Source organism: Arthrobacter sp. ZGTC412, from assembly GCF_002929215.1.
Lineage (GTDB): Bacteria > Actinomycetota > Actinomycetes > Actinomycetales > Micrococcaceae > Arthrobacter.
Window position 1 is genome coordinate 68,531 of record NZ_PJII01000018.1, and the last position, 24,502, is coordinate 93,032.

A 24,502-nucleotide genomic window follows, 5' to 3' on the forward strand; every position below is an offset into this window, starting at 1 on the left:
TCATGCAGCGGCTCGATTCCTTCTAAAATACCCCCGTCGCGGGTGTCCGAAGCGTCTGGAGTGCCGCCAGTGAAAGGGACATCCATGTCAGCCAGTCTGCGGATCACTCCTACAGATCCTTTTCCTGAGGATCTAGAAAAGCTGAAGGACGAGAAGTTGCAGGTTCTCGACAGCCAGGTCCACCGTCAGTTGGACCAAGAAATCGTCACTGCGGGTGAGCCTCACCCAGAGACAGAGTTTCGCCACCAGGAGCTCGGATATGGAGTTCGAGCACCGCGGCAACTAGAACGTCCCAGTTCCTGGAATCGGGATAATCCCGGCGGGACACTCCCGAAATGGCTACGGTTGTGACTTTCCCGAAGTCCCATGCACGGCATGTCCGAAGGTGCCCTGCATCAGTTCACGGCGCCTTTTTGAGGTGGTGCGGAAGGCCCTGATATGAGGACTGGACTAGTCCGCACCCTCCGCTAGTTATGGTTCTGGTACGACTGACATATTGTCAAAGGGGTGGCTGCCATGCAAAAGGTTGGATCAAAGACAGACATCGCACCTGTATCTTTGCGGGTTATCCCCGCCAACCAAGCGCCATGGAAGGATCTCGAGCTGGTGCTCAGCGCCAGTTCGCCACGCCGATGTCAATGCCAACGGTACAAGTTACAGCCTCGAGAGAGCTTCGCTTCTTTCCCCGATGAAGAGCGTTCACAGCGGCTGCGCCAACAAACGCACTGCGAAGACCCGGTGACAGGTGAAACTACCGGCATCATCGCTTACCTGGACGATGATCCGGTTGGCTGGTGCGCGGTGCAACCCCGTACTGCGTACCAAGGGTTACTGCGCAACAGCCGTGTCCCCTGGGTGGATCGAGCGGACGATAAAACTGATGACAGCGTATGGGCTATCACGTGTTTTGTGACTCGCATCGGGTACCGGCGACGGGGTATCAGCCGGGCGCTGGCAAGTGCTGCCGCACGGTATGCACAAGAGCGAGGCGCGCGAGCGGTCGAGGGTTATCCCCTCACTACGACGGCGGTCCTCGACGAAGAGCTACACGTCGGTACGGTCGCGACATTCAGTCAGGCCGGCTTCCAAGTAATCAGTCATCCAACCAAGCGGCGGGTCGTCATGCGCAAAGACTTCTAGCCAAGCGAGCCCATTTTACGCCCAATAGGCTCGTGGAACTGGCAAAGCGCAAGATGAGCGTAGGGGAATTCGCCGAGCGCGTCGGCATCACCCCGGCCAACGTGGCGGTGCCGAAGAACGGCCGGGCCAAAGCGGTCCGTTTCAGCACTTTGGACGCGATGTGCCGGGTCCTGGGGTGTCAGGCTGGCGACCTGCTCGAGTGGGTCGACGACGACGCTGCCGGGAACGGGACGGACGACTCTTGAGGTGGTTGGTCTCACTCCTCGTCGTGGCGCTGGGCGTGGCCGTCTTCGTGCTCGGTGGCGCCGATGACTCCCCGGGCCTGCAAGGCATCGGGGCGGTGCTCGTGGCCGGCGCGACCATCCTCTGCATCCGGGCCGTGCGCCTGGACCGCCGCCGGCGGTAAATGGTAGGCCCGTGGGACGGTGGAATACCGCTCTCCTTCTGACTCATCTAGGGATCCTTTAGCGCGACCGATGGTTCGGTGACCGCACTGTCAGAGGTCCGCGCGGGGCGTCTGACGGAACGAAGGTGTAGCGGGACCACGCCCACCGGATGCAGAAGCTCCCGACGTGCAGTACTTAGGTACTGGGTGGGGCGACCAGGGCTGGACTCAGGTCCGATGTGTCCGTTGCCGAACACGCCTAGCGTGATTGGTATGCGAAAGACAAGAACATGATTGAAGCAGAAGCACTTGTGAAGCGTTACGGGAGCAAGGTTGCAGTTGATGCGATCGACTTCACTGTGAGACCTGGTCAGGTAACAGGTTTTCTAGGACCGAATGGCGCGGGGAAGTCCACGATGATGAGGATGATCGTTGGCTTGGATCGGCCGACTGCAGGGCGGGTGAGCGTGAACGGGCGCCTTTACCACGAGCACCGGGCACCGTTACGGGAGGTCGGTGTGCTGCTGGATGCGAAGGCGGTCAACGGTGGTCGCTCGGCCTACAAGCACTTGCTCGCGATCGCGGCAACGCACCGAATCGGAGCTTCTCGAGTGCGTGAGGTGATCGGCTTGGCGGGACTTGAGTCGGTCGCGGGTAAGCGTGTTGGCGGGTTTTCGCTCGGAATGAGCCAGCGGCTGGGGATAGCTACTGCCCTGCTCGGCGATCCGGCGACGATCATTCTCGACGAACCCGTGAACGGCTTGGATCCGGAGGGCGTCCGGTGGGTGAGGACGCTGATGCGGGACCTGGCCGCCGAGGGCAGAACAGTGTTGCTGTCATCGCACCTCATGAGTGAGATGGCTCAGACCGCCGATCGGCTCATCGTGATCGGGCGGGGCAGAATCCTGGCGGATGATTCCATTAGCAGCGTCATCTCCGAAGCAACTCGCTCCGTGACTCGCGTCCGCACCCCGGACCCTGAGCGTCTGATGGCAACAATCGCCGGACCTGACATCGTGTCCTCTATGCTTGCCGATGGTGCTATCGAGATAACCGGGCTGAGCGCTGAACAGGTCGCTATTGCCGCGTCAGCGGCTGGGATCGTCCTTTATGAGGTCACCTCAATATCGGGTTCACTGGAAGACGCCTACATTGCCCTCACTGCAGGAGAGGTCGAGTACCGATCATCGAACAGCTCAGGGTCAGGAGCACACAAATGAACGCGCTCGAAACTCCACGCGCGGCCGCTCCCGCGGAGCACCCCCCGAGGTTCGTCGACGTCCTCCTGTCAGAGTTCATCAAGCTCGGCAGTCTTCGCTCGACCGTCAGCCTCTTGCTGGCGATTGTCGTTTTCGGGCTCGCGGTCAGTTTTATCCTGGGTGTCACCGCGGAAGGCGCCGGATTGCCGGACGGACCCTCAGTAGGATTCATGCTGGACCAGGTCACGATCGGGACCGTGTTGTTCGGGCAGCTCTTGGCAGGGGTTCTCGGGGTTCTGATCATCAGCGGAGAATACTCAAGCGGGACAATCCAATCGACGCTCCTCGCTGTCTCCGGTAGAGGTACTGTCCTGGCTGCCAAAGCTGTCGTGCTGTTCCTCACCGTGACGGCCGCCGCTCTCGTTGCAATGTTCGGCTCATGGGCCGTGACGTATCCCCTGCTCGCCGCCCTCGGGATTGAGGTTGGCCTGACTGCTCCTGGGGTGCTCTCCGCGCTCATCGGGGGATCGGTGTATATCGGCCTCTCAGCCGTCCTTGGTTCAGGCATCGGCGCATTACTGCGATCTGTCGCTGCCGGCGTAGCAACCGTCATTTCGATAATCTTGCTGCTGCCAATCGTTCTCTCCGTCCTTCCTGCATCCTCACTGGTCAGAAACTTCCATCTCCTGTCGATGTCGAAGGCCGGCGACGCGATGTCCAGTGCCCCTGATGACGGAGGGATCTTCATGGATTTGGCCGACGGTTATGTCAGCTCAAGTGCCGGCTGGCTCGTCGCCGCTACCTGGGCCGGCCTTTTCCTTCTCATGGGCTTCCTCCAGCTACGTCGCAGGGACGTCTGATCTCCGCGCACGAGCGATTGCGCGGCGCCCTGACCGCGGCGTCGCGCGATCGCGGCAACCCGCTTCGGACTCGTCCTGGACGTGCCCGAATCTCGGACACCCTCATCCTGATGTTCTACGCGGGTCTAGCCATCGGCATGGCGGCCCTGTCTTCCGAGCCGCCCCACATCACACCTTTATGGTCGATGGTCGTACTTGGTATCAGCGGCCTCATGGTCCTCATGACCCGTCATACGAATCGCGGACGAACCTTCGCCGCCGCAATGGTGCTGTCAGTATTCTCTCTGGCCAGCGGTTCAGGTGCTGAGTCATTACTCGCTGTGATGGCGGTATACAGAGCGGGGGTGCACCGAACAGGAAGGGTTGCCTGGACCTATTTCGGTGTCGCCATGGTGTGCGGTGCGATAGGTGCGGTGGTCCTGTCTGTTCGAGGGATTATCCTGCCCCCCATTTTGGGGTTGGCGCCGCGAGTCCTTGCCCGAGATCCACTCCTGGACTGGGCGAACGCCTATCTGATCATCGCCGCCGCACTGCTGATCGCGGCACTGCTCGGCACGAACGCGGGACACCGACGACGCCATATTGGTGAGCTCCTCGACAGAGCAGACAGACTGGCGCGTGAGCGGGATCAACAAGGAGAAATCGCTAGAGCACTCGAGCGCGAACGCATTGCACGCGAGATGCACGACGTCATCGCGCACAGCCTTTCAGTCATCATTGCCGTCTCCGACGGTGCACACGCTGTCGCAGACGAACGCCCCGCCGAAGCGAAAGCAGCAATCGGGCGCGTCGCCGAGACCGGCCGCCGAACCCTCGTAGAAGTGCGCCGACTCCTCGGGGGTGTTCGGGGCGACGATCAGGGTTCCGCGCAGGAACACGCACCTCAACCGACTGCACTGAATCTCACCTCCCTCGTAACCGGGTTCGCATCAACCGGTTTACCCGTACGACTCACTGTTGCGGGCGACCCCTCTACCGATCCCGGTCTTGGCCTCACCGTTTATCGGGTCGTGCAGGAATCACTAACGAACGTCCTCCGCCACGCCCACCAGGTTCACGACGTAACGGTCACGGTAACCTGGACGACCGCAACAGTGACCATCCTCGTCCGGGACACGGGACCACCCGCGTCCCCACCCACACATACCGCACCTACTGGCAGCGGCATCCTTGGGATACGGGAAAGGGCGGCACTCTACGCTGGGATGGTTGAGGCAGGGCCTCACGAAGATGGCGGATGGCGCGTCTTCGTACGACTAGAACGCGAGGAACCGCTACCGTGAGCGATAACATACGGGTGCTGCTCGTCGATGACCAGGAACTTGTCCGATACGGCTTCAGACTGATGCTAGAAGCCAACCCCGGCATGGTCATTGTTGGTGAAGCGTCCGACGGCGCGCAAGCAGTCAGCGCTGTCGGACGACTCCAGCCAGACGTTGTACTCATGGATATCCGCATGCCAGGAATAGGCGGCATCGAAGCCACCAGAGGCATCACTCGCCTCCATCCGGACACTCGTGTTCTTGTCATCACCACCTACGACATTGACGAGTACGCTTTTGGGGCGCTTGAGGCCGGTGCGGCCGGCTTCCTCCTGAAGGACACCCGCCCTGACGATCTCGTGGCCGCAATACGCGCTATCCACTCTGGAGACGCCGCCGTGTCACCACGCATCACCGCGAAACTCATCCAGGTCGCAGCCCCGCACCTCCTCTTACGCCAGACCGTCGACGCCGATGACGCACTCACCGAGCTGACTGCGCGCGAACGGGAAATCTTCGTCCTCATCGGGCAAGGCGAGACGAACAGCGAAATCGCAGCAACGCTGTACCTCAGCGAGTCAACAATCAAAGCGAACGTCGGACGAATACTGTCCAAACTCGGCCTACGCAACCGAGTCGAAGCGGTCATCCGCGCCTACGAAATCGGTGTAGTCGGCCAGCAACTCACCTGAACACGAGGACCCTAAAACGATGCGCCAGAACATGTAGGGCTCAACTGACGTTCCGGCTTCTGACTCACCGGCCCTTCAGCACGACCCACGAAATATTATCTACTCCGGAAACAGCTAAGGGGACGGCCCGGATTTTGGTCTTAGGCCGCTAAAAGCGCGGTCCGGTTGATTTTTTCATATTCGATAGGCATCAGTTTTCCCAGCAGTCTTTGCCGTCGCCGGCAGTGGTAGGTTCTCTCGAGCCAGAGCGTGATGGCCAGCCGGAGGTCTTGTCTGGTGAACCACCGCTATATTCTCAGCTCAAAAGCACCTTTCGTCGCTAAGACACCTTCAAATCATCACGCCCCTTTGGAAGCACGTCAGGCGGAATTACACCCCAACGTGGCAAATGTCTTTGCCAAAGGCTGCAGGGAAGTGGTCGAGGATGACGGGCGCCACCTGCGGGCCCAGCGTGATGGCATGGCGTTCGAGGCGATGCCTTGCCCTGGACCGGAGGAAGCGAGGAAGACCGCGCCTTCGGCAGGGAACGGTCATGCCGGCGGGTTCAGACATTTGTGCGGCACACGCTGAAAACGACACCCGACTGAAGCAGCTCTGCCATGACATTGGCGGGCCCAGGGAGGGCTTGGCCCCTGATTTAGCGGACTTCTGAGCGTGCAGCGCTGGAGCGCTGCACGGGACGGAAGTAGTCGGTCAGGAATCCTGCCAGAATACTGGCCAGGATCACCATGGCGGCCGGCTGGAGCGTGATCGGCCCCACGAAGTCGCGAACGTCGATTCTAAACAGAAGCATCAGAAGGACCGCGAGGAGAAGATATGCAACCGCCAAAGCTGCCCCGACGCTTGTGATGGTCCTTCCCAGTGTCCGCCTCTTCTTCTTGGGGAACTGTTTCGAGTACTCCTCGGCGGTGCCAAATTCGGCTTCCGCAGGAGTCCCGGTGGCTCCCCCGTGGGCCCGGACTTCATCGAGGGCTTCAGCTATTTCTGACTCAGACAGCCCACGCACCCGGAGGTTGAAAGTCAGTCTTCGCTCGTAGCTCATGGTCGTTCCTATCGGGTCGTCTTGATGTCGGTGAGTGCCTGGCTCATCGCCCGCCAGGCTTTCGCTGAGCGCTCCAGTTCCTGGCGGCCCTGCTCCGTGAGTCTGAACTGCTTGCGGCCCGGACCTGCCTGGTCGTGCTGCCACGTGTGCTCCACGAGACCCTGGTCCTCCAGTCTCTTCAGGAGCGGGTACAGCGTCCCACCTTTGATTCGCGTAAAACCGTGCTGCCGAAGAGTTTCAGCGATGGCGTAACCATGACTCTCACCGTGGCTGAGCACCGCAAGCACTGCCTGCGGGAGCGCTGCGCGGGTCAGCTCCTGGTCAAAGTCGATCTCACTCACAGATAGATAGTGTCACTAACTAGGTAGTTGCGCAACACTCAGCGCGTGGGAGGAGAGGGATAAGAGGTGCCTCCGATAGCCTTCGCGGGCGCTGCGGTACTCGATGTGCAACCTTCGGTCCACGGCCGAGGCAGCAGAGCACTCGTGGCCGTTCGTGCGACGGCTTGAGCAGGCAGTTATCCACGCAAAGGCTTGGTGCCCTGCTTTCGCGGGGCCCCCGGACCCGGCCTTACTCGAACAGGCTGCCCCGCACCGCATCGCGGAAATCTGCTCAGTGTTGTCCTCGAATTTGGCTCCCATCGGTCGCGTTGTCGGCTTCGAATCAGTACTGTCATTGATACCGCGTGGCCACACGTTGCACCCGCAGTTCGTCGAGCTTTACCCAGCAGAAGGACTACCGAATGAGCGTCGAGAATTACCCCAGGTTCTTGTCAGAGTGCATCATCAAGGATCCCGACAAGGACTCAGGTCTTCGCGACGACGAAATGTACGGGGTGTACCTGAGCTGGTGCGCCCTCAATGGAATGCAGCCCGGCGCCGATCATGCCTTTTGGGCCGCCATCAAGGAACTTGGCCACAGCAGGAATTACCACGATGATGGCCATCACGTGTGGCCTGGGCTCACGATGACGGGCCCTGCAGCAGTGGATTACATCCTGTCCAGCCAGCCCAGCCTCGCCTAAACCCAGAGCTTCTGGGCGCCCTCGTGCATGCCGCGCGTTCGCCCATTATCAGGGGAAGACTTTGAGGGGCCGACGGCGACTGGGGGTATGAACTGTCTCTTGGATTAGTTCACTACGCCGCCGACCCGGCTTTGCGTCACGCTTCCGCGCAGAAATTCGTGTCTGCCTAAGGGAACGGTATCCCTCTTCAACTTTTGCTGTCACTAGGAAGGGGGTACCCAATTCTCAAAAGAGGGGCAGGGGGGCCGCTGAGCCGTCGAAGCCGAACACGATCCTCCGCCTTTCTCCCAGAGGGCACTGGATTTGAACCGGAAATCCTTAATCGGAAGGCCCAGCCGGATTAGCATCTACGAACAAGCGACAAGGCAGTGGAGGAATTGGGTGAAACGAGTGCACTTTACTGATCCGTTTTCGGCTGGGGAACCGCCTTCCCTAACGGCATCAAACCCCCCGCCGCCCCTTCCCGCTCCTTCCACCAAACGGGCGCCGACCTCAGACATCGCGCCTCCCCGTGGCCGGGAACGCGAAAAACAACAACTCATCTACGACCTGGCAGTCCTCGCCGCCAACCGCCGCCCCCCGGTGGCGTAGGCGAGCCCACCAAGGCATCCCCAAGTACGAGCCCGCGCCGGAATCTCCGCAGCGGCATCAGGCGGAACTATCAGCCGGCGGCGGCCGGGCGGCGATTACCTCCACCTCGATCACGGCCTTTCGGGGACCGTTGAGATTCCCGACAGGGGGCAGGGCGGGATTTTCGTCTAAGTAGGCCACACCCCAAACCTGACAACCTGCGCGGCTAGTCTTGACTTCTTTCTAAGACGAGCCTAGAACTCAACCTGACAGGACGAGGGTTGGAGGCAATCAGTGGCCGGGCAGCGGGTCGGGTACGTGCGTGTCAGCACGCTGGACCAGAACGAGAAACGCCAGCTCGAAGGCCAGGTCCTGGACCGGGTTTTTACGGACAAGGCATCCGGCAGGGACACCTCCCGACCGCAACTTACGGAACTGCTGCGGTTCGCCCGCGACGGGGACACCGTCGTGGTTCACAGCATGGACCGGCTCGCCCGCAACCTGGATGACTTGCGTGCCCTCGTGCAGGGCCTCACCCGGAAGGGCGTGCGGGTGGAGTTCGTCAAAGAGAGCTTGGTCTTCACCGGTGAGGACTCCCCCATGGCAAACCTCATGCTCTCCGTTATGGGAGCCTTTGCTGAATTTGAACGTTCCCTCATCATGGAACGCCAGAGAGAAGGCATCGCCCTGGCCAAGCAGCGCGGCGCGTACAAGGGGCGGAAGAAGACCCTCACGCCGGAACGGGCAGCCGAGCTGGTCCAGTGGGCCGGCAGCGGCATCCCAAAAGTCGTCCTTGCGCGCGATTACGGGATCAGCAGGGAGACGGTCTACCAGTATCTACGTCAGGCCCGGCGGCCCTAAGATCTTCCCTCGACTTGCTTCTTTGGGTCCGGGTCGGCCCACGGAAAACCGGTTGTCGATGTCTGGTCCTGATGCTTTCAATCCCCGAGACCCTGGTTTCTACCGCCCCGGTGTTGTGCTGGTGGCGGTGTAGCCGCGTGTGTTCCGAGTGGTTGTATCGGGACGTTTTCGTGGCCATGCCACACCCTAGTCAGCCCACGTCTGTGCTGACTACGAGTTCACGCGGGCGTAGCCTGTCCCTGTGGCCAGTATTGTCACTCGCGTCCGGTGGGATGGGACCACGGCTTTCTCGGTTCGATGGCGGGAGCTTGGGACCCGTCGCCAGCGCCACGTGACCGTCGGGTCGGAGCAGGAAGCCCGCAGCCTCGTGCGGTACCTCAACGACAACGGCCAGATGCCGGAGCCCTCCCCGTCGGCCATTCAACTGTCGAAGCCGGGCGTTCCTACGGTCGCGGATGTAGTCCAGGAACATATCGACTTGCTAGTCCGTCCCTCCCCCGGAACCATCCGAACCTACCAACGGATTCTCGACTCCACATTCGGAACACTATCGGCCATATCCCGGTTGACGAGTTCGGGTATCGCGAGATCATGCATTGGGTCACGGGCCTGAACGTCGAGGGTGTCGCGCCTAAGAGCATTCACAACATGCACGGACTGCTGTCGGCTGCGATGAAGACCGCCGAGTTGCTTGAGTACGTCTCCTGCAATCCCTGCCGCGGGGTCCCCCTTCCCACGGTTGAAAGGGCTGAAAACGATGCCATGTTTCTCACCCATGCCGAGTTCGGCCTGCTCATTGATGGCATGCAGGGACAGTACAAGACGTTGGCGCAATTCCTGGTCATGACAGGAGCCAGATTTGGTGAAGCAACCGCCCTCAAGGTCGCCGATATCGATTTGCTCTCCAAACCGCCGACCGCACGAATCAACAAAGCGTGGAAACGGGGCGGGCAATCCGATTACTACATCGGGCCGACCAAGACCGGGGCAGGAAAACGAACCCTCGGGCTGAACCCTGCCCTGGTGGACCTGCTCATCCCCTTAGTAGCAAGCCGGCCGGGGAGCGAGTTGCTGTTCACAACGGCCAGTGGCGGCCGAGTCGCTCACAAAGCGTACTGGCAAAATCACTGGGTACCAGCAGTCCATGCCGCTCGAGCCCGCGGCCTCACTAAGACGCCGCGCATCCACGACCTGCGGCACACTCACGTCTCCTGGCTCCTCCAAGACGGAGTAATCTCCCTCTTCGCAATTTCCCGCCGGCTGGGCCATGCTTCGGTGCGCACCACTGAGCAGGTATACGGGCACCTCATGCCACAAGCGCTACAAGAAGGCGCAGACGCCACCGAACGCTCCATCAGAGGCTTCCAGCCGAGACCGCCCAAACCGCGCCGATGTGGAGCGCGTGCTCCCGTATAGTTCTCTTCCCCGATCGTGGCCCAGACACCGCTTCCCCTGAACCGGTCTTGCCTCTGATCCAAGGATCGGCCTATCGTGGCAGGAGTTTCACCACTTTCACCAGTTTCACCCACTTTCACCCGAGGAGGGTGCCGTGCAGAACCCCTTCAAGCCGACGGCCGGAGCAACGCCTCCCGAACTGGTAGGCCGGGCCGGGCTGCTGGACGAGTTCGAGTACGGCCTGCAGCAGGGTTCCGGAGCGCCCGGGCTCTTGACCATCATCACCGGCTCCCGGGGCATCGGCAAGACGGTCATGCTGAGCGAAGCCGAAGGTATCGCCAGGAATCACGGCTGGGCCGTGATCTCCCGGACAGCCACGCCGGGCTTTCTCGCAGGGGTCGGTGATGACATGCTCCGCCTTCTCGATGAACTCGGGGACGGGCCTCCGTCCCGGAAGATCACCGCTTTTTCAGCTGCCGGGTTCGGTCTGACAACCCAACTCCCTCCGGAACGGGCCCCGGACTGGCGCCGGACCGGGAACGAACTGCTGCGCCGGCTGGACACGAAGGGCACAGGGCTCGTTATCACCATTGACGAGATCCATGCCGTGGACAGGGCGGAGATCGCGCAGCTGGCCGCCGACGTTCAGCATTTCATCCGCGACGGGCTGCCCATCGGCCTGATCTTCGCCGGCCTGCCGTCAGCTGTGTCGGACCTCCTCAATGAAGGCGTAGCCACCTTCCTGCGGCGGGCCGACAGGATCAATCTCCACGAAGCCGCCATCGCGGAAGTCACCGCGTCGTACAGTGAGCTCTTCAGCCAGGGAGGCATCAGTATCTCCCCTGACCTCATCAATGAGGCGGCCGAAGCCACCGAAGGGTATCCCTTCCTGATCCAACTGGTGGGCTACTACCTCTGGCTGGAGGCCGACAAGGCAGGATGGAAACTCGACCAGACCAGCGTTCAGCGTGGAATCGCTGCTGCCCAACGACGGAACACCTTGGTGGTCGTCGAGTCAGCCCTGTCGGACATCTCGGACAGAGACCGCGAGTTCCTGAACGCGATGGCCGCCCAGGACGGACCCTCAGCAGCCGGCCAGATCGGGGCCATCCTCAAAGCCAAGCCCAACGTCATTTCCAAGTACCGGAACAGGCTTATCGCCGCAGGTCTGATCGAGTCCGCCGGCTACGGCAAAGTGGACTTCGCAATCCCCGGACTCCGCCAATACCTCCGCGAGTGATTGACAGAATCACGGTTATCGGCCTTCCGGAATTGGCGGGGGAGTGCCTGCAAAAGGAGCTCTTTCCTGGGGCGGTATTGCCGAACGGTGGCCGCCCAAGACTGGGAGGGGTACGCCATGGCAGCATGTTCGACTTATTCCTGGACGCACAGTCGTGCTTCAGGTTCCGCCTTAGGAACCGCGGCGGGAGGGTTCTCGCAGTATTCGGTGCTTTTGAGGACAAGCGGGCGGCAGGCGCAGGGATCTCAGCGTTGCGCGAGTGCGCGGTCTTGGGGCGCATCACGGATCTCTACCCCGGCACGCGGCCCAGTCCGCCGGCCAAATCGACCGTAGCGGGATGCTTCCAGCCGGGAGGCCCAGATGTCATCGGTTGAACTTCAGTCCTTTGCTTCTGCCCTCCAGCTCGGGCTCGGCCCCTGGGGGTCGTTCTGGTACAGGGGACATCCGTAACCCTCGTGGTTCCGTCCCGCGTCAACGAGGACCGCATATTCACGTTCAGCGACTCGCTTGAGGAAATCCGCGATCTCATCGACGTCGATGTCGTCCTGTGCACACGGAGTGGCCGCAAATGTCCGGGAAAGAAGCCGCGATGGCACTCCTGGCAAAGCAGGTGGAACAAGCCATCGAAAAGACCGCCGAGACGGAGGGAAGGCTCCGGATCACTCCCACCACGGTCAGGGTCGAGTATTGAGACCCTGTAGACGCCGGCCCCACGAAGGGTCTTTTCTTTACTGGGTAGCGGTCAGGTTGCTGACCCGGTGACGGCGCGTTCGTCTTAACGCCGGGCACGGCGGCCCTCACGTTTTCGGGGCGGGGGCGGCATGCCCAGACTATCCGGGGTGGTGGCCCTGTTTTCTGTCCGGTCCCTCGTCCCTGCGCCGCGGCAAACGGCGGATTAGATCACCGGCAGCCCACTCCGCTGCTAAAAGGCGAAAGGACCACGGCGGCATAGACAACGTACAGCCAGCTCACTGTGTCCAGAATTGGCTGGCTTCTACTCAGCAGCGACAGACCGCCCAGCATCCCTGCTGTCCAGACGAGAACAACACCGGTGAGTACGGCTGCCGCCGGAAAGAACTCGCTTCGATTCCCATCAGGGATTTCACGCCAGGCACCTCCTTCCCCGGTTAACTCGGAAGGGACTACATCCAGTATGCGGCGCCCGACATTGTCAAGGTCAACGACAGGAACCACAGGTGATTCTGGTCCGTCCACGCGGAGTGGTCGCCGCTGGGTGCCCAGGACAAGGAAAACGTGGGCCCAGGGTTAAGCGATTAGCCGGGATCGGCCCGGTGCAGATCCGGCAGGTGGTGATAAAATCGGGCTTAGGCCGGGATGGAAACGCAATCGGTCCGGCCTCTATCCTCACCCCGCCGCTGATGGCGATTACCGACCCATCCGGTGGCAATTTGGCAGCATCGCTGGCGTTTCTGTCTGACCGCTCCTTGCAGTGGACTTTCCGTGCTCTTTGGTGTGCCCACAACTGCATCATACCGAGTGAGCCGTGCCGGCTGCGCCCTTCCGGAAGAGGGGCTCCGATCGCATCCATGCGGACGGCATGTGCACCGGGGGGCTGCGCCCAATTAGGAGCCAGCATGCGGGTGGTGCAGTTGTTCTGCGGGTGAGCGTCCGGTCTCGAGGACCGAAGTCAAAGTCCGGCTCCGCGCACGCGTGATGCGGCCTGGCCTTACCACGCCCAAAAGCCAATACCTGGCGGGCGGAAGCCACCACCTGTGAGAAGAAAAACCATGAGAAACGCCAAACGGCGCACCAGCGTCACTCTGACCGCAGGAGCAATCTCTGCAGCCATCCTTTCCACCCTGTTCAGCGGCCCAGCCGCGCAAACAGCCACCCCATCGCAAATCCCGGTACCGACACAAGTCCAGGCCCCGGTAAGGGTCCCGGCATCCGGGGTATACGTCGTTAGAAGAGGTGACACCCTCAGCGGAATCGCCGCCCGCCACGGCATCAGCTTGAGGACCATCCTCGCCATCAACCGGATGAACATGCGCACGATCATCTACCCGGGCCAGAGGATCCGGATCGGCACCGCGGCCCGCTCTGCAATTCACATCGTGCGGCGCGGAGACACCCTAAGCGGAATCGCGGCGCGGTATGGGATCAGCCTCAGGACAATCCTCGCCATCAACCGGATGAACATGCGCACCATCATCTATCCTGGTCAGCGGATCATCATCAGCGGGTCAGGTCAGGCATGGGCCCCGGCGACGAACCCGAGTGTTGGGCAGCTGAAGTCCATGGTTGCAAACACGGCCCGCCGGATGGGTGTCAGCCCGTCCTTGGCCTTGGCCATCGCCCTACAGGAGTCCAGCTTCCGGCAGAACGTCACCTCCTGGGCTGGCGCGATCGGCACCATGCAGGTCATGCCGAGCTCGGGTGTCTGGGCGTCCCAGCTCGTCGGGCGCCCGCTCAACCTGCGCAACGCCCAGGACAACATCACCGCCGGGGTCGCCATCATCCGGGCATTGATATGGACCAGCCCGAACCTGCGGATCGCGATCGCTTCCTATTACCAAGGACAGCGCTCCGTCATGACCCGTGGCATGTTCCGGGACACCCGCGCCTACGTCGCCTCGGTGCTAAGCCACGAGAGGAGATTCCGCTAATCAGATAACCGAAGACCCGGAGACCCGCCGGCGCCGGCCAGGGGTCGCCGCACAGCGCTGGGACCCACGTGATCATCACAAAAATCACCGACGCCCGGCGGGGTGTTCGCGGAGTGCCGCTTCCCGAATGACATTGCCGGACGGTGGGGGCAAGGCGGTGCCCCGCCTCCCCTGGGAGCGGGGCTTCGCTTCACCCGGCTATATTTCCCGGTTTTGTCGGTCGCCACCTCTGGCGTCACCACCGGTGGGTGACGTCGATCACGAGCTTTGATCCGTTGCCGGGACCTGCAAGGGCGGTTACGCCGAGGCGCAAAGGGTCGCGGGGCGGGGCGCGGGGCGCGGCCACGGACTCCGGGAAGAGCGGCGCCGGAGCCGCTGGTCTTCCCAGGCGCCGTCGGTGTCGTCCCAGCGCAGGCGCGCCTCCGCCCAATGGAACAGTGTCACGGCCTCCGACTTGTGTTCGCCGAGCTGGGAAGGCCGCTCGAGCACGTGATTGAAGAGGTGCTCTGCTGCGTTATCTTGCCCGACGGCTGCATACGCAGTGGCAACTCCGTCGGTGTCTTGTCACGCTTTGCAAACGCCGGCCGCAAAGTAAGCTGGCGGACGTGGCCGTTCGGCAGCTCATACAGGAATAGTCCGCACGTCGGGGAACCCGCCCGCTGGCGCCTTTTTAGGTTCGAGGTGTTCGGGGTCTCGGTGCTTTTGCCATGACACTCTTCGACCGCTACCGGCCGACAATTTCATTCCCTGATCGTGGCGCTGCGGCGTGCCAGCGGTGATGCCTCTTGCTTGCCTTCAGATGGCTTGTTGGCCTACTTTTCGCTGGAGTGCCGGTTAAAGATGACGTGGCAGGCGTCCTTACCGCCGTAGTACCTGCACCAGGCGAGGGCTCCCTTTCCCGCATCGGTCGCTGTGGCGGCTCTGTAGGTCCCCCAGGGACCGTTGTGCGTGGAAACCGCGACGGCGAGGTAGGCGTTCACGGCGTAACCGGCCGATGAACAGTTATAGGTGCCTTTTGAGTGTTTGATGTTGCACTGATCCAGCGCCTTGGTTTGCGCCTCAGACGCTGTCGACGCCCAGGTTGCGTGCCATGCGAAGGTGGGCAGGTAGATGGCCATGGAGACGTAGCGGGCCGCAGCCACACTCGCCTCTGTCTGGATGACGGCGGCGGGTTCCGCGGCGGGGGAGGCCGCGGCTGTCAGGCCGGTGGTGCTGAAGAGTGCTGCCAGCAGGAAGGCGGCGACAGCCAGCGGATGATGACGCCCGGTTCTTGTTTTCACGATGGGACTCCTAGATCCCGACGCGCCTGGATTGGCGACGGGGATCTTCACAAAGCTCTGAATGGGTGAAGGCGGGCCGGGGCATAAAGCCAACGGAAGCAGGCGCAGATGCCCGGTTCGTCCGGTGATCGAGAAAGCTCTCTCAACCGACTTCGTAATTGTGGGGCCCGCTCGTCGGGCCTGCTGGGACCGGTGCGGAAATGCGCCGATCAAGCAAAATAATACGACCGAACTGGTTCGGCCACAATCACTTTCTGAATGAAGGCGATGTCCCATTCGAAGACCGGGCCAGAAGTGCGTTATAGAGCGGTTTGCTCAGGTTGAATGGCGTCCATTCCTGCTCAGGGTCCATTCGCAGCAGGTTGAATCCGATGTCGTTGTCTTTGCCCACCACGTTGGTCCAGCGGTGGTGGGAGTCGTTGTGGGTGTGCTGCCAGGCGCGGGAGGGGGTGACGAAGTCCTACTCCCGGGTGGTGGAGTGGATGTCCGGGTCCCGCATCCAGTCCCACTGGCCATGTAGGACGTTGTGCCCGATTTCCGGGTTTTCGAGGATTTTTGGCCAGGCTCTGGGCATCACCGTGTTCTTCCTGCTGGACGCCAAAATCAAGGACGCCAAGTGGCTCAACGCTTCTGAAAAGGAGGCGTGTCCCGGGCCATCGCCGATGAGGACGCGCAGCACACCACGGCCCACGGCGGAAAGATCAACCGCTGGAAGATGCTCCCGAACCCGCAGATCCTGCTGCTGTGCGGCATTTACTTCTCCGTGCAGCTGTCCATCTACGCCAACACCTTCTGGCTCCCCAGCATCATCAAACAGATCCCCGGCACCACCGACCTCACGGTCGGCTTCCTGTCCTCCATCCCCTGGATCTGCGCCGTGTTCGCCATGTACTTCGCCGCCAAATGGCAGGACAAAGCCAAGTCCAAGCGGCCGCTGCTGGTGATTGCACTCCTGGTCGCCGCAGTCGGCACCTTCGCGGCAGCCATCGCCTCGCCCGTCATGGCCCTGGTGTTCCTGGCTATTGCCGCCATGGGTTTCAAAAGCGCTTCCCCGCTGTTTTGGACCAACCCGCAGTCCGAGACAGCATTGCGACAGCTATCCGCGGGGGCGCCGTGGGTGACCCGGCGAATCTCTCAGCCAAGTACGCAATGCGCTATTTTGCCAGCTACCTCGCACGGGAAAAGAACAACCGCCTGTTTGCGCTGGAAGGAATGCAGGCCATTCCACGTGCCCTCCTAAAACGCCTGCCGGAGTAGAGCCTTCCAGCTAGTTGTACTGATCGGGGAGCTTGGTTAGCCGGCTGACGTGGTCAGCAATTAGCCGGGGTACACCCCAACCTGAGATAGGGGGCCTTGTTGGGCCCCAGAAATAAGGGACTTCAATCCGAGTCCACTGAGAGGCTGGGTTACGCCGCCGCCCCCACCCAGGGACAATTTTCATGGGATCCACCGCTACTGCTGCTCCGGGAGCTAATCCAGGGGCTCCCAACATCCAGCCGTGGATAACCCGAATTGACCCCAACTGTGGACGGAACAGAGTCAGCCAGCGCAGCTTGTCCGAGCCTCGACGGGTTGACGGAATATCCATTATCGGCGTTCTAAAATCGCCGGGGGAGGGGCTTGAAATAGGCACGCCGCTACCTCCCGGTGAGGGTTCTGTCGGCTGGCGGCGGACTGAAAGCGCGTTTGCGTCGATACCAGGATATCCCCCTCCGGTTGCCGCCAAGCCGCTTGCACCAGCACGCAAATCACTGAACGACACGCACCCGAGCCAGCAACGCGGCCTTAGTCCTGCCGCACCGCCGTGCGTCGCAAACGGCCGTGATTGCGGAGCCAGCAGATCGCCCTAAGCAGTTTCATCTGCGAAAGCCCGGATTGCCGCCTGCTGGGCGAACAAAACACTGTTGGTGCACAAAGATCAACATATCCTGAGCCCTGTGGCACGAGCGTAAAATGAGAGTTATCAATCAAAAAGCAGGCCTTGATTTTTACTGCTCCTAGGTGCAATATGACCCTACGGAACCCTTGAATATGCGGGTACGATGTCGCTTCCTAAGCCCGCGGCAAATGCGGAACGCTCGGAAGAAAAGCGAAGCTCCGGAAACCGATCGTCGGATCTTACGCACATGCGGAGTGTCTGCCGCTTTGAAGAACAATCCCTGTGGATATGGGCCGGGGAATGGTCCCCCTTGTCCTTGCGCCTCCTAATGATCATCAAGGCCGCGCTTGAGCATGGAGGAATACGCGTTCTACTTCTGCGATTAAAAGCTTGAAAATATTGATTTGTTGCCCGAGGAGCGGCCTTGCATTGCCTAAATAGCATTCGCACCGATCAATACTCACGCACATCCTATTATCCAAGCAAAAAAACCAACGACTAGGAACCCTCGATGCTTTCCGTCAAGGACGGACCGCAAATATCACTTATGATCGCAGTGGCCTCGGCTGCGAGTTTGAGTAACCTACCAATTAGCAGCTGGAGTAGCGATGTTACAACCGCAGGAGCGAGCAATGGCGTGCTCGCAGGGGTCTCGTAAGACCGCGTTACTGTCCTTACTCATTTTTAGCCTTTTAGGAAGTCCGTCAGCTTTTGCGGAGGAGCCGCGACTCAGGGTATCGCCTGCATTGGGAGCCAGAGTGTCCTATAACGACACGGTGCTTCAAGATAGCCCTTCCGCATTCTGGAACATTGGGAGCCCCGGTTCTGGTTCCGAACGGGATCTCACCGGACACGGACATAACGGCCGCTACATCGGCAAACCCCCGGTCACCAGGCTTCCCAACGGAGCCAGCGCGGCCAAGTTCAATGGCACCAGTCAATATATGCAGGTCCCTGATTCCGCCAAGCTCAGTCCAGCGACGCGCGGCATTCTTACGATTGAAGCTTGGATGCGGCCGGACACCCTTACCTTCCCAGATACCGAGGGGTCCGGATATGTGCACTGGATGGGAAAGGGTGAGCCGAATAAGCATGAGTACGTGGCGAGGATGTATTCGGCCGACAATACGGAAAGACCCTACCGGGCCAATCGGATCTCTGGCTATCTGTTCAACGCCTCTGGGGGGAAAGGTGCTGGTTCACATTTTCAGAGCGACATCCGTGCCGCGAAATGGATACATTATGTGCTTGTCATAAATTCAAAGGCACGGAGTATCGACTATCCCCGCGGGTATACCAAAATCTATCGTGACGGTAAGCAGATGGACCAGGACAGTCTGATATTCGAAGGGACGGCCATTATCCCACAGCGCGGTAACGCGCCCTTCAGAGTCGGAACACGCGACTTCAGGTCCTTTTTCAAGGGCGGAATAGGAAAAGTTGCAATATATGACAAGGAGCTGCCCGCCCACCGTATTGCAAGCCATTACCGCGCAATGACGCTGGATAGCGGCACTAATCTTCTAAGACCATTCGGTCTAGGCGTCACAGACGCGCGCTGATACCTGGCAGATCATGTCGCAGGAGGAGGTAGTCCTGATCATCACGAGAACCATACAGTAGCAAGCGCTGGACGTTAGTGTCCTGCAAAGCGACCGCCATTTTCATACATGAACAACTGTGTCGTATCTGATTTGATCCATCGATTCGCGTGGGCATCGGCCGATTCTTATTAGAAGATTCGCTGCCGTGAGGTGCCACAGGTCATTTTCTCGTATCCACAAACGAGTGTCACCCGTACCTTTGTCGTGCCTTTTGCATTCGACGGAGATATACCAAGGAGCAGAAACTGCAATGTTCAAAGACCCCATGTACAGCAACGACAGTGCCGACAAGGCGCTTTTGCCAGGACTCCAGAACATGACCCGGAGACAAACACTTATGGCCGGAGCAGGACTTCTGGCCGCAACGGCGATCCCCACGTCAGCAAGTCATGCAAGCTCCCTGGCAGGCAACGACGTTGGCCTCATTGCTGCCCTGAAGGGGCGGTATACGATCCGGCAGCTCAGTACCGGCCGTTACGTCGACGCCCACGAAACGGCGAATCAAGACTTCGGCCTCGTGACCCGCCCCTGGCAGAACAACAACACCCAGCGCTGGCTCTTGGACCCTGTCGGACACATTTTCACCATCCAACAGGCCAGCAACGGCCGCTACGTCGACGCCCACGAAACGGCGAATCAAGACTTCCGCCTTGTGACGCGTACGTGGCAGAACAACGACACGCAGCGTTGGGTTGCAATCCACCTGGGAAATAACAGGTACACGCTTCAACAGCTCAGTAACGGCCGCTACGTTGACGCCCACGAATCAGCGAATCAAGACTTCCGCCTCGTGACCCGCCCATGGCAGAACGACAACACCCAGCGTTGGACGATCCTGCACCTGGGAAACAACAGGTACACGCTTCGACAGCTCAGTAGCGGCCGCTACGTCGATGCCCATGAAACAGCAACTGACGACTACCGGCTCGTCACCCGCCCTGCGCAAAACAACACCACCCAATTTTGGATTCTGAAGTCCATTGGACGTGTCCACACCATCCGGCAGGCCAGCAATGGACGTTACGTCGACGCGCACGAGTCAGCGAATCAAGACTTCGGCCTCGTGACCCGCCCATGGCAGAGCAACGACACGCAACGCTGGGTAACTATCCCCTTGGGCAATGATGTCTACACGCTCCGGCAGCTCAGCAACCGACGTTTCGTCGATGCCCATGAAGCATCGAACCTGGATTTTCGGCTCGTCACCCGGCCTGTTCAAAACAACACGACACAGCGTTGGATCATCCGCCCGAGTTGAGCTACGGCTCCGTCCCCCGTGCCCCTAATTGTCCAAAGGTCCTTGGACAATTAGGGCAGGCGCGGCGGCCTATAGCTTGACAAAAGGTCCCTCTATCGGCGTTCAACCTGAGGCGTCGATAGACGAGAGAATGGCTCATCGTCGGTTTGCGAGTTTGAGCAGGCCCACAACTTCGCAGATTGCTGCCCTTGGTTGGGGTGAGTCGAGACTTTCCTTGACCTAGCAGAGGCGTCAAGCTAGCTTGACGTCATGGATGGTGATGCGGCATCGGTTCAGCAGGCGCTCAGCGGCGGTGATGTGCACGAGTTGCTCAAAGTGTGGGAAGACTTCAACAGCGGCGAGACCTGGCGCGAAGTCTCTGCCACCGGCAGTGACCAGGCGCGGGCGGCCGCAGCACAGTTCCTTGCAGGGGTACGCGAAGTCGCAGCGCTTGAGGCGTTGCGCGCGAACGCGAAGGCCGTCGAGCTGCTCACGGCCAGGCGCTGGTACGTCATCAAATCCGCGCGTGAGGCCGGCGCGACGTGGGCCCAGATTGGGGAAGCGCTGGGGATCAGTAAACAAGCTGCCCATGACTTTTACCGACGGAAGATCGAGGAGCAGGAAAAGCACCTGCCGGACCTCCACGACGCAGCAGCCGCGCGCGCAGTAATGGAAGACTAGCCAAGCCTCCCCGAATGGTGCGTCACCCGCAGGGACTACTCCCCCCAGCTTTACAAAATCGCAATTATCGGCGTTTGGTCTGGGTCCCACCCACCAGATCCGGTTCCATTTGGTGGACTGACCTGTGGATTACCCTGTGGGTTAGTTATGGAGAACGTGCTGCCATTCGTAACTGTTCAATGCCCCAAAACAGTGCCAGTTCAAGGGTGAGGGCCGATCCCGCTCAGCAACCGCGTGACCATCTTCAAGGGGCCCGTGCGGCGGGGGTGGGGCAATGACCTTGGCCCCGGGCCGGACTGGGCGAACCGGGCCGCCCGCTTCTCCAGCCACGGATGCGTCCGCAGCCAGGTCCCGCGTCGGCGCGTTTCCCTGGGCGATGGCGGCTGCAACGGCGGCCGGCGTCGGCGGCGCTGCCCTCTCCCTGAACGGCGTGTTGCGCGGCTGGGGCTGGTACTGGCCTGTGCTTATGACCGTGCTGGAAGTCAGTTTTACCCTAGCGGCACTGCGTGCCTTGCGCGTCCAGCCCCTGCTGGTCACGGCCGGCGGCTTCCTGTCCCTGGGCGCCATCCTGACACTGACGTTCTTCCGCGGGTCGGCCATCCTGGGGTTCATCCCGAGCGGCGCCACCTTACCCGAACTGAACCAGCTGATCCGCCGCGCCAGCGAAACGGTCCTGGCCGAAACAGCACCCGTGGCACCCAACGTGGGTATCGTCATGGTGATCTGCGCCGTATTGGGCATTGCAGTCATCCTGGTGGACGCACTCGCAATGCCCCTTCGCATGCCCGCCGCCACCGGCGTGGGGCTGTTGGCCATCCTGGTGATACCGGCCATGATCAAGCCGCAAAGCGCCGGATCGTGGGGTTTCACGGCTGCTGTTGCCGGATACCTGATGATTCACGCCTGTGGCCAGTGGGTCGCCCAGGACACACAGTCCGGGGCCGATTCCGTGCCCAGCTCCGGACACATGCAGCGGGCGGTCCTGACGGGCACCGCCGCGCTGGTGGCCACACTGCTGGTACCGCTGGCCATCCCCGGGTTCGACCGGGGCACCTTTCCGCAAGGCTCCCGGCTTAACCCATGGGGCACCTCAACAGGTCTCAACCCGATGATCACCCTCGGAGACAGCCTGCGGACGCGGGTCAGAAGCGCCGGATCACCTACGCCACGGATGCGGCCGCCCCGTTGTACCTGCGGACTGTCACGGTGGACAATTTCGACGGCGAATCCTGGGGACCGGACGACCGGGACGCCTCCCGGCTCCCCCTGGTGGGGCAGATTGACCCCGGCTATGCCCTACCGGCGAATGACCAGTTGCAGCAGGTCACTGCCATCGATACCGGAATCTTCAGCAGCCTCTACCTGCCCGCCCCGTACGCCCCCGAATCGGCCCGCGGGCTCAATGGGCGGTGGACGTGGGACCCAACCACTTTGAGTATCCAGGGGACCGACGCCACCTCTTGGCGGCAGAAGTACGTCGTCACGTCCTCGGTGCCGAAATTGTCGCCGGAAGTGCTGGCACAGTCCTCAGCCACGGTGCGGGACGTTCCTGACGACTTCACCAGGATCCCCGGAAACGTACCGGAAATTGTCAGGTCCACCGCCGCTGACGTGGCGGGTTCCCGCGCCACACCATATGGAAAGGCCCTGGCCATCCAGCAGTACCTTCGGTCGGCGCAGTTCACCTACTCCCTGCAGTCCAGGGCGGCTACGACGGCAACGGCCTGTCCGTCCTGGCCGACTTCCTGAAGCAGAAGAGCGGTTACTGCATTCACTACGCGTCCGCCATGGCGGTCATGGCACGGCTCGAAGGCATCCCCAGCCGTATCGCCGTAGGCTATGCTCCAGGCAGATTGACCGGTGCAACGGTGACCGTGGCGGGGCAGGGCCCGCTTCCCGAATACGAGGTAGACGCCCGCGACGCCCATGCCTGGCCCGAACTGTATTTCCAAGGTCTGGGCTGGGTACCTTTCGAACCCACTCCCTCTCGGGGCGTGGTCCCCGACTACGCTACCGAGTCCTCCGCGCAGGCTGCCCCGGGCGCACTCGAAAACAATGGCGACCTTGTCCCCGAGTCCACACCGGCGCCGGGCCCTGCGCCCAACGCGGCGCCGCTTCCGGGACCAGATACAACCGGCAGCACAGACGAGGACGTCCAACTCCTGCTGACGCTGCTCGGAGTTGGCGGGGTCCTGGGCGCGGCACTCCTGGCCGCTTCGCCGCACCTACTCCGCGCTGCCCTCCGCAGTCGCCGACTCCGGCCCCGGGATCCCGGCCATGCCATTCCCCTGGCGTGGAGCGAATTGCTGGACCTGGGCACGGACTACGGCGTGCCCCAGGGCCCGAGTGAAACGCCGCGCGCCTATTCCAGCCGGCTCCGCGGACATCTAAGAGACCCGGGCGGGATGGACACAGCGGCGTACCAGGCAGTGGGAGTGCTCACCACCGACTTCGAACGGCACCGATACGGCAGGCCATCTCCCGTGACGGACAGCCGGGAGGCCGACAACGCCGGGCTGCCCTGGACGGGAGCGGCAGGCGGGGGCACTGCAGCACGCCTCGCTGCCCTCGAAGTGGCGCTGCAGGCCAACGCCACCTTTTTGCAGCGGCTCCGCGCAACATGGCTCCCGCCGTCCGTCATGAACCGGGCGGCGCGGATCCTCACGGCTCCTGGCAGGGCCGGAGCACCCTTTCTCGCTGCAATTGCAAAGGGCGCCACGCGCTCCCTCCACATGCGTTCACGGTAAGGGACGGCCAGGCCCACATAGGCGAACATCTTGTGCCGCGCCACCGCCAGGAAGATGTACACCAGCAATTCTATGAACCAGAAGTGCCACTGGGTGGTCACTTTCCTGGGGCCCCGCCATGGCGTTCAGCAGGAAGATGTTGGCCACGGTGTAGTGGTCCGTGAGCAGGTAGGCGACGCCAATGAATGCTATGGAAGGACCGCTACCCGGGCAACACCGCGCAGTTGAGCCATGTCCCAGCGGACCGCACGTAGATCACGCCGGCTTATCGGCAGGGTAATACACGTCTACGTCCGCCGAGTGGTGTCCGTAGAGACCGTGCCCGTCTTCCCCGGACGGCCGGGTGCAGGTGGTGGCGTCATCCATCCGGCTGACGATTTTGAAGCGGAAGGGCTACAGGTTCCCGGTGGCGATGTTGAGCATGCGGCGCAGCGGCTCGGCTGCACCCCAGAGGAGCTGGTCGCCCACGGTGAAGGCGCTGATGTACTGCGGGCCCATTTCCATCTTGCGGATGCGGCCTACGGGGATGTCCAGGGTGCCAGAGACGGCTACGGGGGTCAGCTCTGCCATGGAGGCTTCCTTGGTGTTCGGGACCACCTTGGCCCATTGGTTGTCCTCGGCCAGCAGCTTCTCGATCTCGGCGACGGACAGGTCTTCGCGGAGTTTGAGGGTCAGCGCCTGGGAGTGGGAGCGCATGGCGCCGATGCGGACGCAGAGGCCGTCCATGATGACCCGGTCCTGGTCGGAGGTGCCGAGGATCTTGTTGGTCTCCACCCC

23 protein-coding genes and 3 pseudogenes are annotated in these 24,502 nt (G+C 61.4%); 20 read left to right on the plus strand and 6 right to left on the minus strand.

All coding sequences use genetic code 11. The annotated features are described in order from the left end of the window. The first annotated feature begins 516 nt into the window (after positions 1–516). The 7 genes from CXQ88_RS17400 (at position 517) to CXQ88_RS17425 (ending at position 5,538) form a co-directional block, all read left to right on the plus strand. The gene (locus CXQ88_RS17400; RefSeq protein ID WP_104045392.1) at positions 517–1,140 is read left to right on the plus strand and encodes a GNAT family N-acetyltransferase; all 624 of its coding nucleotides are present in this window, start codon (positions 517–519) and stop codon (positions 1,138–1,140) included. Between the two features lie 32 nt (positions 1,141–1,172). Next, positions 1,173–1,385: a helix-turn-helix domain-containing protein gene (locus CXQ88_RS17405; protein WP_258061967.1), complete on the plus strand. Its 213-nt coding sequence runs from the start codon at positions 1,173–1,175 to the stop codon at positions 1,383–1,385. Further along, a complete protein-coding gene (locus CXQ88_RS21940; protein WP_181037583.1) occupies positions 1,382–1,546 on the plus strand; it encodes a hypothetical protein in 165 nt (54 codons plus the stop codon). The genes CXQ88_RS17405 and CXQ88_RS21940 overlap by 4 nt, the downstream gene beginning before the upstream one ends. 269 nt (positions 1,547–1,815) lie before the next feature. Further along, positions 1,816–2,745: an ABC transporter ATP-binding protein gene (locus tag CXQ88_RS17410; protein WP_104045394.1), complete on the plus strand. Its 930-nt coding sequence runs from the start codon at positions 1,816–1,818 to the stop codon at positions 2,743–2,745. Beyond that, complete coding sequence (locus CXQ88_RS17415) at positions 2,742–3,584, plus strand: ABC transporter permease (RefSeq protein ID WP_104045395.1); 843 nt, start codon at positions 2,742–2,744, stop codon at positions 3,582–3,584. Before CXQ88_RS17410 ends, CXQ88_RS17415 begins: the two co-directional genes overlap by 4 nt. 344 nt (positions 3,585–3,928) lie before the next feature. Further along, complete coding sequence (locus CXQ88_RS17420) at positions 3,929–4,867, plus strand: sensor histidine kinase (RefSeq protein ID WP_219816349.1); 939 nt, start codon at positions 3,929–3,931, stop codon at positions 4,865–4,867. Beyond that, complete coding sequence (locus CXQ88_RS17425; protein WP_104045397.1) at positions 4,864–5,538, plus strand: response regulator; 675 nt, start codon at positions 4,864–4,866, stop codon at positions 5,536–5,538. Before CXQ88_RS17420 ends, CXQ88_RS17425 begins: the two co-directional genes overlap by 4 nt. 140 nt (positions 5,539–5,678) lie before the next feature. Here CXQ88_RS17425 and CXQ88_RS22175 read toward each other — a convergent pair. The 3 genes and pseudogenes from CXQ88_RS22175 to CXQ88_RS17435 all read right to left on the minus strand — a co-directional run. Continuing rightward, a pseudogene (locus CXQ88_RS22175) lies at positions 5,679–5,825 on the minus strand (IS3 family transposase); the annotation flags it as partial. A gap of 350 nt (positions 5,826–6,175) precedes the next feature. Then, complete coding sequence (locus tag CXQ88_RS17430; RefSeq protein ID WP_104045398.1) at positions 6,176–6,580, minus strand: hypothetical protein; 405 nt, start codon at positions 6,578–6,580, stop codon at positions 6,176–6,178. 8 nt (positions 6,581–6,588) lie between these two features. Further along, the gene (locus tag CXQ88_RS17435; RefSeq protein ID WP_104045399.1) at positions 6,589–6,921 is read right to left on the minus strand and encodes a PadR family transcriptional regulator; all 333 of its coding nucleotides are present in this window, start codon (positions 6,919–6,921) and stop codon (positions 6,589–6,591) included. 401 nt (positions 6,922–7,322) lie between these two features. Between CXQ88_RS17435 and CXQ88_RS17440 the strand changes: the two genes are divergently transcribed. The 6 genes from CXQ88_RS17440 (at position 7,323) to CXQ88_RS17470 (ending at position 14,297) form a co-directional block, all read left to right on the plus strand. After that, complete coding sequence (locus CXQ88_RS17440; protein ID WP_104045400.1) at positions 7,323–7,604, plus strand: hypothetical protein; 282 nt, start codon at positions 7,323–7,325, stop codon at positions 7,602–7,604. 864 nt (positions 7,605–8,468) lie between these two features. Then, positions 8,469–9,035 (plus strand): recombinase family protein, encoded by a 567-nt coding sequence (locus CXQ88_RS17445; RefSeq protein WP_104045401.1) that lies wholly within the window; start codon positions 8,469–8,471, stop codon positions 9,033–9,035. A 648-nt stretch (positions 9,036–9,683) separates the two neighbouring features. Further along, entirely contained in the window at positions 9,684–10,451 is a 768-nt protein-coding gene (locus CXQ88_RS17450; protein WP_258061968.1) for a site-specific integrase, read from the plus strand. Positions 10,452–10,584: 133 nt separating this feature from the next. Continuing rightward, on the plus strand, positions 10,585–11,670 hold the full coding sequence (locus CXQ88_RS17455) for an AAA family ATPase (protein ID WP_104045402.1): 1,086 nt from the start codon (positions 10,585–10,587) through the stop codon (positions 11,668–11,670). A 568-nt stretch (positions 11,671–12,238) separates the two neighbouring features. Further along, positions 12,239–12,361, plus strand: coding sequence for a hypothetical protein (locus tag CXQ88_RS22435; protein WP_258061969.1), 123 nt, complete (start codon positions 12,239–12,241; stop codon positions 12,359–12,361). A 1,057-nt stretch (positions 12,362–13,418) separates the two neighbouring features. After that, on the plus strand, positions 13,419–14,297 hold the full coding sequence (locus CXQ88_RS17470; RefSeq protein WP_104045404.1) for a lytic transglycosylase: 879 nt from the start codon (positions 13,419–13,421) through the stop codon (positions 14,295–14,297). An 812-nt stretch (positions 14,298–15,109) separates the two neighbouring features. Here the strand turns inward: CXQ88_RS17470 and CXQ88_RS21945 are convergent. Together CXQ88_RS21945 and CXQ88_RS17485 are read right to left on the minus strand one after the other, a co-directional pair. Further along, positions 15,110–15,577, minus strand: a complete 468-nt coding sequence (locus tag CXQ88_RS21945; protein WP_181037585.1) for a DUF4189 domain-containing protein — start codon at positions 15,575–15,577, stop codon at positions 15,110–15,112. 263 nt (positions 15,578–15,840) lie between these two features. Next, positions 15,841–16,133 (minus strand): annotated as a pseudogene (locus CXQ88_RS17485) (acyl-CoA desaturase); the annotation flags it as partial. Positions 16,134–16,220: 87 nt separating this feature from the next. On the opposite strand from CXQ88_RS17485, the gene CXQ88_RS17490 reads away from it, so the two are divergent. The 7 genes and pseudogenes from CXQ88_RS17490 to CXQ88_RS22640 all read left to right on the plus strand — a co-directional run bounded on the left by CXQ88_RS17490 (position 16,221) and on the right by CXQ88_RS22640 (position 23,725). Then, entirely contained in the window at positions 16,221–16,817 is a 597-nt protein-coding gene (locus CXQ88_RS17490) for an MFS transporter (RefSeq protein WP_258061971.1), read from the plus strand. A gap of 1,397 nt (positions 16,818–18,214) precedes the next feature. After that, positions 18,215–19,018, plus strand: coding sequence for a LamG domain-containing protein (locus tag CXQ88_RS17495; RefSeq protein ID WP_258061972.1), 804 nt, complete (start codon positions 18,215–18,217; stop codon positions 19,016–19,018). Between the two features lie 292 nt (positions 19,019–19,310). Further along, complete coding sequence (locus CXQ88_RS17500) at positions 19,311–20,318, plus strand: RICIN domain-containing protein (protein ID WP_104045407.1); 1,008 nt, start codon at positions 19,311–19,313, stop codon at positions 20,316–20,318. 249 nt (positions 20,319–20,567) lie between these two features. After that, on the plus strand, positions 20,568–20,978 hold the full coding sequence (locus CXQ88_RS17505) for a hypothetical protein (protein ID WP_104045408.1): 411 nt from the start codon (positions 20,568–20,570) through the stop codon (positions 20,976–20,978). Between the two features lie 466 nt (positions 20,979–21,444). Next, a pseudogene (locus CXQ88_RS22630) lies at positions 21,445–22,056 on the plus strand (DUF3488 domain-containing protein); the annotation flags it as partial. Positions 22,057–22,058: 2 nt separating this feature from the next. Beyond that, entirely contained in the window at positions 22,059–22,727 is a 669-nt protein-coding gene (locus CXQ88_RS22635; protein WP_306737088.1) for a DUF3488 domain-containing protein, read from the plus strand. Positions 22,728–22,765: 38 nt separating this feature from the next. Then, a complete protein-coding gene (locus CXQ88_RS22640) occupies positions 22,766–23,725 on the plus strand; it encodes a DUF4129 domain-containing transglutaminase family protein (RefSeq protein ID WP_306737090.1) in 960 nt (319 codons plus the stop codon). Between the two features lie 393 nt (positions 23,726–24,118). Here CXQ88_RS22640 and CXQ88_RS17515 read toward each other — a convergent pair. Continuing rightward, on the minus strand, positions 24,119–24,502 hold a 384-nt coding region (locus CXQ88_RS17515; RefSeq protein WP_146069241.1), incomplete at its 5' end, for an aspartate-semialdehyde dehydrogenase.